This is a genomic window from Streptomyces sudanensis (assembly GCF_023614315.1).
Taxonomy (GTDB): domain Bacteria; phylum Actinomycetota; class Actinomycetes; order Streptomycetales; family Streptomycetaceae; genus Streptomyces; species Streptomyces sudanensis.
Genome location: NZ_CP095474.1, coordinates 1,997,245 through 2,004,978, shown reverse-complemented (window position 1 = coordinate 2,004,978; position 7,734 = coordinate 1,997,245). Strand labels below are relative to the sequence as shown.

Sequence of the window (7,734 nt, the reverse complement as noted above, 5' to 3'; positions counted from 1 at the left end):
TTTTTTGCNNNNCGCCCGTCCCGGGCCGTCNNCGNNGNACCCGCCGGCGGCACCGCGCGGCCCGCGCCCCGGTGCGGCCCGCCGCCGTTCGGCTCCCGGCGCGCCGGCGCGATCCGGCGGCGGGCACGTCCTCATCCGCGGTCCCCCGCCAGGGCCTCGCTCGCCGCCTGCTGGTAGCGCAGGACGGCCCGCTCGGCGGCGCGCAGGTCGCACGGGACGCTCCACAGCAGGCGGCGCGCCGCGTCGTACCGCTCGCCGAGCACCGGGTCGTCCGCCAGTCCGTGCCCGGCCGTCCTCGCCCGGAACGCGTCGAGGCGGCTGCGCAGTCCGGCGCGGACGGCGAGCGGCGCGGTCACCGCGGCCAGCGACTCGCGGGCGCGCAGCAGTTCCTCCTCCGCCTCCCGCTCCAGGGCGTCCAGCAGCGGCGACAGCCGATGCCACCGGGCGTGCCGCCGGTGCTCGGCGGCGGTCGCCAGCCGCTCGTACAACGCGGTCGGCGGGCCGCTCACCGCCGGCACCTCCGACGCGGCGATCTTCGCCAGGACCTCGACGCGCGCGGCACGCGCCTCGGCGAGGGTGCGGTCGGCCCGCGACAGCAGGTCCCGCAGCCGCATCAGCCGCGACTCGGAGTCCTGCCGCACCTGCAGGACCGCCTCGATCTCCCGGCGCACGTCCTCCAGGGTCCGCGCGGCCCGGTCGTACCGCTCGGTGTCCGGCCGGCCGGCGCCGGGCGCCGAACTGCCCGGCGCCGGGCGCCAGAACGCCAGCGGGTCGCCGACCACCCGGGCGCGCAGCGCCGCCAGCTCCTCGGTGACGGCCTCCAGGTCGTCCCCCGCCGGATGCTCACCGGGCCGCACGCCGACCGAACGCGCCAGCGACCGGGTCCGGTTCAGCTCCGCCGCGAGGAGGTCGATCCGGGCGGGCAGCGCCGACCAGACGGCGTCCGCCGACACGATGACGTCGAGGGACTGCGCGTACAGCTCGTTCATCCGCGCGACCAGCCGGTCCAGCGAGAACCGCTCCACGGACGCCGGGGACTCCGACACCGGGGACTCCGGCACCGGGGACTCCGGTGCCGGATCGTGCGGCCCGGCCCGCGGCACGACGACGCTCTCGCCGCACAACCGCTCCGTCAGCTCCGCCAGTTCCCCGGGGCCCGGCCGGCGGCGCCGGGAACGGATCTCGCGGGCGGCGCGCAACGCGTCCGTGTACGCGTCGAAGTACGTCCACAGCAGCGCTGTCGACCGCTCGGCCGCGGCCCAGCGCTCCCTGGTCGTACCGGTCAGCTCGGCGCCCTCGAGCAGCCCGCGGGCCGCGTGGTCCTGCAGCGCGAGCAACGAGTCCTCGACCGCCTTGTGCTCCGCGCCGAGGCGTGCCAGCGCACGGTCCACCTCGTCCTGGTCCATCATCGGACCGGGGGGACCCGTGACGCCCATCGATCACCTCTCGCTCTCAGGAGGACGTTTCCGTCCGGTACTTCGGGCACGGGCGGCCCCGGGGAGCCGGGCGGGCCCGCCTCGGGCGGCCCCTCGTACGCGTGTGTCCACGGCCCGGCACGGTACGCCACGAACCGGCGGCCCGCACCGGGCGCCGCGCCACCGGCCGCCGTGCCGTCCGCCGTCCGCCGCGACCCGGCGGGCGCCCGGTCCGATCCGGCCACGGCGCGGCCACGGCCGGTCGCGTGCCCGCCGCACCCGGCGTCGGCGGGTACCGCGCCGCGTGCCACGGCAGCCAGGTTCCCGTCCGCGCGGGCCCCGGGGGAGCGGATCCGGGATCCGTTCAGCACCTTGGGCGAATTCCGGCCGTACGGGACCCGCCCGGCCCGGCCCGTACGGCCGGGCGGAACGGGCACGCCGCAGGGCGGGTACGGGCCGTGTGCGCCGAAGGGCGGGTACGGCCCGTACCCGCCTCCTCCTCGCTCCCGGCCGACCGCACCGCCCCCGTCGCGCGCGGCCCCCCGGCGGCGGACGGCGGACGGGCCGGCGCCCCGCGACTCCGGGCGCCGAGCGGCGCCGGCGCGGGTCGTGCGCCCCCTCGTGTCCGACACGCGGCCTCCCCCTTCTCNNNNTACAGCAGCCACCGAGATGTCGCCCCGACCCCGGCCCCGGCCCGCCGCCCGGAGGACCGGGAAGCGGCGATCCGGCCGGAAGCACGACCGCGGGGCGGCGGCGGGGACCCGCGGGCCCGACCGGACCCCGTCCCCGTCGTACGGCGTCCCCTTCGCACCGCCATCCGAATCCCCACCCGCACAACGCGATCCGGGCCCGCCCGGTTCCGCCCGGGCGCCGGCACGGCCCCACGGCCCGACCCGGCCGGACGACACACCCTTCCCGGGCAGGCCGGAGGACAGGACCACGGGTCCGACCCATGCCGCCGGATGTTCGAAGGCGCCCCGCACCGAGCCGGTGCGGGGCGCCTTCGGTTTCGTACGGGGTCAGCCCTTCGAGAGGTTCGGGCCCGTCGAGGGCTGCGGTATCGACGGGGGCTGCTGGAGCGGGGTGGCGGCCATCGACTGCGGGGTCGTCGGGGAGGAGAAGGCGGACGGGGCGGCCACGGCGGCCGTCGGGTCGGGGGCCGGGTCGTCCTCCGCGGGCAGCGGGACGCCGCCCACGATGCGGACGCCCGCCGCGTCGAAGGCGCGCTTGACGCGCCAGCGGATCTCCCGCTCCACGCTCAGCGCCTTGCCCGGCATCGTCTTCGCCGAGACCCGCAGCGTCATCGAGTCGATCATGACCTCGGTCAGGCCCAGCACCTCGATCGGGCCCCACAGGCGCTCGTTCCAGGGCTCCTCCGCGGCCATCTCCTCCGCCACGCCCTCGATCAGCCTGCGCAGCCGGTCCAGGTCCTCCGTCGGACGGACCGTCACGTCCACGCCGGCCGTCGCCCAGCCCTGGCTGAGGTTGCCGATCCGCTTGATCTCGCCGTTGCGGACGTACCAGATCTCGCCGTCCACCCCGCGCAGCTTCGTCACCCGCAGGCCCACCTCGATGACCTCGCCGGAGGCCACGCCCGCGTCGATCGAGTCACCGACGCCGTACTGGTCCTCCAGGATCATGAAGACGCCCGAGAGGAAGTCCGTCACGAGGTTCCGGGCGCCGAAGCCGATCGCCACGCCGGCCACACCGGCCGACGCCAGCAGCGGCGCCAGGTTGATCTGGAAGGCGCCCAGGACCATCAGCGCCGCCGTGCCCATGATCAGGAACGACGCCACCGAGCGCATGACCGAGCCGATCGCCTCCGACCGCTGGCGGCGCCGCTCCGCGTTCACCAGCAGCCCGCCCAGCGTGGTGCCCTCCACGGCCTGGACGCTGCGGTTCATCCGGTCGATCAGCTTCGTCAGGGCCCGCCGGACCAGGAAGCGGAGCGTGCACGCGATGGCGATGATCAGCAGGATGCGCAGGCCGGTGCTGACCCACGTGGCCCAGTTCTGCTCCACCCAGCCCGCGGCGGCCCCGGCCTGGCGGGCGGCCTCGTCCAGGGACACGGGCGCCACGGAGGAGGGGNNGGGGNGGAGTNGGACGCGNACGGTGGGCGGAGCCGACCACAGCACGGGGAGAACCTCCTGGCATCACGGGCGGGGGTCGCTTCCATTAAACGGGGGGTGCCGGGGGGTTCGTCGCCGTGTTCGGGGGAGAGCCTTGTCTCATGTGGGGATGACCACCCTGTGGTCGAAAACACCTCCGGCCCGTTACCCCCATGTGGTGGCGCTTCGACCTGGCATGAGGAGAGACTGAGAGCGGATCGTCCCGGCGCGAGCCACGCGCCGCCGGCGTACAAGGAGGCATCGGTGCCGCACGTCCTGGTCCTCAACGCGTCGTACGAGCCCCTCGGCGTCGTACCGCTCCGCCGCGCGCTCGTACTCGTCCTCGAGAACAAGGCCGTGTGCCTCGAGGAGTCCGGCGCCTTCCTGCACAGCGCGACCCGGGCGATCGCCGCGCCCAGCGTGGTACGGCTGAAACGGTTCGTGCGGGTCCCCTACCGGGGGCCCGTTCCGCTGACCCGCAAGGCCCTGTTCGCCCGCGACGGCGGGCGCTGCATGTACTGCGGCGGCGTCGCGACCAGCGTCGACCACGTCGTCCCGCGCAGCCGCGGGGGCAAGCACGCCTGGGACAACGTGGTGGCGGCGTGCCGCCGCTGCAACCACGTCAAGGCCGACCGGCACCTGCGCGAGCTGGGCTGGCGGCTGCACCAGCCGCCCGAGCCGCCCACCGGGCTCGCCTGGCGCATCATCGGCACGGGCCACCGGGACCCGCGCTGGCTGCCCTACCTGCAACCGTACGGCGCGGACGACGCCCTGGCCCGGATCGACGGCGTCTCCGCCTGAACGCCCGGGTCCCGGCGCACGCGCGCACGCGGGCCGGTCCACCGCCCGGAGCGGAGCCGCGGACCGGGCCGCGCGGTGCGGGCGCCGGGGCGGCGCGCCCCTCACTCCGTGACCGCGTACGCCTCCACGCCGAACAGCGAGTACCCGTACCGCGTCGCCCGTTCCTCGCCCCGCACGCGCAGGAAGCGGGTGCCCGGGGCGTCCATGCGGACCACCTCGCGGCCCCCCTCGCCGTCGAGGGCGGTCGCCGAGGTGCGCCAGGTGCGGCCGTCGGGGGAGGTCTCCACGCGGTACCGCTTCGCGTACGCGTCCTGCCAGTGCAGGACGACCTGCCCCACCCGCGCCGGCCCGGCCAGCTCGACCTGCCACCACGCGTCGTCCTGCGCCGGTGACGACCAGCGGGTCTCCGGGTCGCCGTCGGCCGCCGCGGACGCCGGGAAGTCGGGCGTCTCGTCGCCGGAGGACGAGGCCGCGGCGCCGGGGGCGCGGACCAGGTCCGGCCCGCCGGCCGCCGGGTACGCCCGGACCGTCAGCGTCCGCTCCTCGCCCGCGAAGGACAGCGGCACCGGGTACGAACCGGCCGGGGTGCCCTTGGGGACGGTGACCGTGACGGGGACCTCGGCGGCCACGCCGCGCGGCACCGTCGTCTCCTTCGGCACGTCCACCACGATGCCCTTCGGCGCCTTCGCGGCGAGCGCGCCCCGCACCGCCTCCGGGCGCCGGGCGGACAGCACCGCCTCCACGTGCTGCGGGCCGCCGCCGATCACCGCGTCGGCCTCGGTGCGCGGCAGGTCCAGGCTGACGCGCGGCTCGTCGGCGAACCACGGCACCAGGGACCGCACCGGCACCTCGGCGCCCTCGGCCCAGCTCACCCGGACCGCGTCCACGCGCAGCCCGCCCACGCGGGCCTGGGTCCAGCCGGTGGGCGCCAGCGGCCCCAGCCGCCGCCAGCCCGCCCCCGGCACGCGCACCTCCACGACGCCCTCGCCGGAGCCCGGCCGCGCCATCGCGGTGACCGCCTCCACGGAGCGCGCCCGGCCCAGGTCCAGCGTGTACGAGGTGTCCGTGCGGCGCGGCTCGCCGGTCTGCCGGGCGGTGCCCGTCCACGCGGCGGCCTCGTCGAGCGCCCGCTTCAGGAACGGGTCCAGGACGCCGGTGCCGACCTTCGCGGGGCTCTCCGCCAGCTCCCGGCGCAGCGGCTCCAGCTCCAGATGGGCCCGCCAGGCCGCCGCGCCGTCGCCCCGGGCCTGCGCCTGGAGCATGTCCACGGCGGCCTCCCCGGCCCGGCCGTACCGGGCGAGCTGCTCCAGCCAGGGCCGCACCTCGTCGTCGAGGCGGCCCTCCGCGGGCGCGGTCAGCGCCTCCGGCGCGCCGCGCATCACGGTGAACGCCGCGCGCAGCCGCCGCGCCGCCTCGTCGCGGGCCGCGGCCGGGGCGCCGGCCGCCGTGCGCGTCCGCCAGAACCCGGCCAGCAGGGGCCGCAGGTACGCCGACTCGCCGCGCGGGTCCAGCAGCGACGAGGCGTCGTTCCCGGCGAGCGCGCCCAGCGCCTCGCGGGCCCGGGGGTCGCCGCCCGCCAGGTCGTCGAGCGCCGCCTCCCAGGACTCCCGTGGGTGGTAGCCGCGCGGGTTCCAGGCGAAGTCGGCGGCGGTGAACAGGGGGATGCGGGAGGCCGCCGCCTGCTCCATGGCGTTGGCGAGCAGCGCCGCCGAGCCGGACGCGACGGCCGGCTCCCGGCCGGTGTACGGGCCGAGGAAGACGCGGTCCTGGGCGTAGTCGTTGACCGGGTAGTTGTCCATGGTGACCAGCGGGTGCCGGAACACCTCGCGGGCCTCGGCCAGGTCGCCGCCGCTGATCGTGCGGGGCACCACGCCGACGCCCGTCCACGCCACCTGGACGCGCGCGTCGAGGGTCCCGGCGAGGGCGGTGCGGTACTCCGTCGCCCCGTCCTGGTAGTACTCGGTCGGCATCAGCGACAGCGGTTCGGCGTCCGGGTGGCGGTCGGCGAGGTGCCGGGACAGCTCGCTCGCCACGCGCGCGTGCGCCCGGGCGGCCGCGTCAGGACCCCTGCCGAAGACCTCCGCGTCCCGCTCGCAGTGCCACTCGTCGTACGCGGAGTCCTGGAACTGGAGCTGGAACGCCCGCACGCCGAGCGCGTACATGGCGTCGACCTTGCGCTTCAGCGCGCCGACGTCGCCCTCGGAGGCCAGGCACATCGACTGGGCGGGCGCCACCGCCCACGCCAGCGTGACGTGGTTGCGCCGGGCCCGCTCGGCGAGCTGCCGGAACTCGGCCCGCTGCGCCGCCGGGTACGGCTCGCGCCACCGCGCCTGCCGGTACGGGTCGTCGCCGGGCGCGTACAGGTACCGGTTCTGCTTGGTGCGGCCCATGAAGTCCAGGTGGGCGAGCCGCTCCGGGTGGCTCCAGGGGCGGCCGTAGAAGCCCTCCGCCACGCCGCGCACGGCCGTGCCCGGCCAGTCGCGGACGAGGACGCCGGGGACGGTCCGGTCCGGGGTGATCAGCTGGCGGAGCGTCTGCACGGCGTGGAACAGCCCGTCCGCGCCGACGCCGTCCACGGCGACCGTGTCCCGGCCCAGGTGGCGGCCGGTCGCGAGCCGGTAGCCGCCGGAGGGCAGGTCGGCGCGCTCGGGGGCACGCAGGGCGCGCAGCGCGTCCTGCGCGCCGGGGCCGCCCAGCCACACCACCGGTCCGCGCCCCGCGGCCGCGCCGTCCGGGCCGACGCGGCGCGACCGCACGCCGGCCTGCCGCAGCGCGTCCTCCAGGGCGGACACGGCGTACGGGTCGGCGTCCGGGGCCACCGCGAGCACCACCTCGCCGCCCAGCCGCACGGGACCGCCCGCGGCCCGCACCGACTGCGGGCGGGGCCACAGGGCGGGCGGCCTCGCCTCGGCGTCCCGTCCGGGCCCCNCGGCGGCNGGCGCCGNGGGGCGCCCGGCGCGGCCAGCGCGCCCGGCGCCGTGCCGAGCAGGCCGCCGATCACCGCGACCGCGATGGCGGTCGCGGCACCCCTGCCGCGACCGAAGTGCGCGAGCCGGCCGAACTGCACGCGCGTCTCCCCTCGTCCTGCGTGGTTCTGCGGGTAGCTTTGCCGTAGGCCTGCCACTGTTCTGACGGGCCGTCGGACGGGTCCTCCCGCTGACGGTCTTCGAGCCCACCACCCCCTGACGGAGGTGTCAATGTGCGTGGCCGATGTGTCGTATTTGCACACCGGGCAGGCTGTTCCGGGCGGACCCGCCCGCCCCCGGTTCCCGGGCGGGGTGTGAGCAGCGCCACGTCACACGGGCGCGCGAGCGCGCGGCGGGCAGGGCCGCCGGGGCCCGCCGCCGTCCCGTACGGGCGGGCCNCNGCAGCCGCGTCCCCCGGGCGGGCGCCGGGGCGGTTCCCCGGCC

General features: G+C 77.5%; 3 protein-coding genes and 1 pseudogene. 1 reads left to right on the top strand and 3 read right to left on the bottom strand.

What is annotated here, in order from left to right; translation table 11 throughout:
• Positions 1-131 precede the first annotated feature (131 nt).
• Positions 132-1,436: a hypothetical protein gene (locus MW084_RS09240; protein WP_010475959.1), complete on the bottom strand. Its 1,305-nt coding sequence runs from the start codon at positions 1,434-1,436 to the stop codon at positions 132-134.
• A gap of 998 nt (positions 1,437-2,434) precedes the next feature.
• Positions 2,435-3,493, bottom strand: coding sequence for a mechanosensitive ion channel family protein (locus MW084_RS09235; RefSeq protein WP_050986872.1), 1,059 nt, complete (start codon positions 3,491-3,493; stop codon positions 2,435-2,437).
• A gap of 294 nt (positions 3,494-3,787) precedes the next feature.
• On the opposite strand from MW084_RS09235, the gene MW084_RS09230 reads away from it, so the two are divergent.
• Positions 3,788-4,324: an HNH endonuclease gene (locus MW084_RS09230; protein ID WP_010475963.1), complete on the top strand. Its 537-nt coding sequence runs from the start codon at positions 3,788-3,790 to the stop codon at positions 4,322-4,324.
• A 101-nt stretch (positions 4,325-4,425) separates the two neighbouring features.
• Here the strand turns inward: MW084_RS09230 and MW084_RS09225 are convergent.
• Positions 4,426-7,252, bottom strand: a pseudogene (locus MW084_RS09225) (beta-N-acetylglucosaminidase domain-containing protein); the annotation flags it as partial.
• Between the last annotated feature and the right edge of the window lie 482 nt (positions 7,253-7,734).

Bases quoted from the DNA above. Each gene is read 5' to 3' on its own strand.
- MW084_RS09240 (WP_010475959.1), bottom strand. From the start codon at position 1,436: ATGGGCGTCACGGGTCCCCCCGGTCCGATGATGGACCAGGACGAGGTG.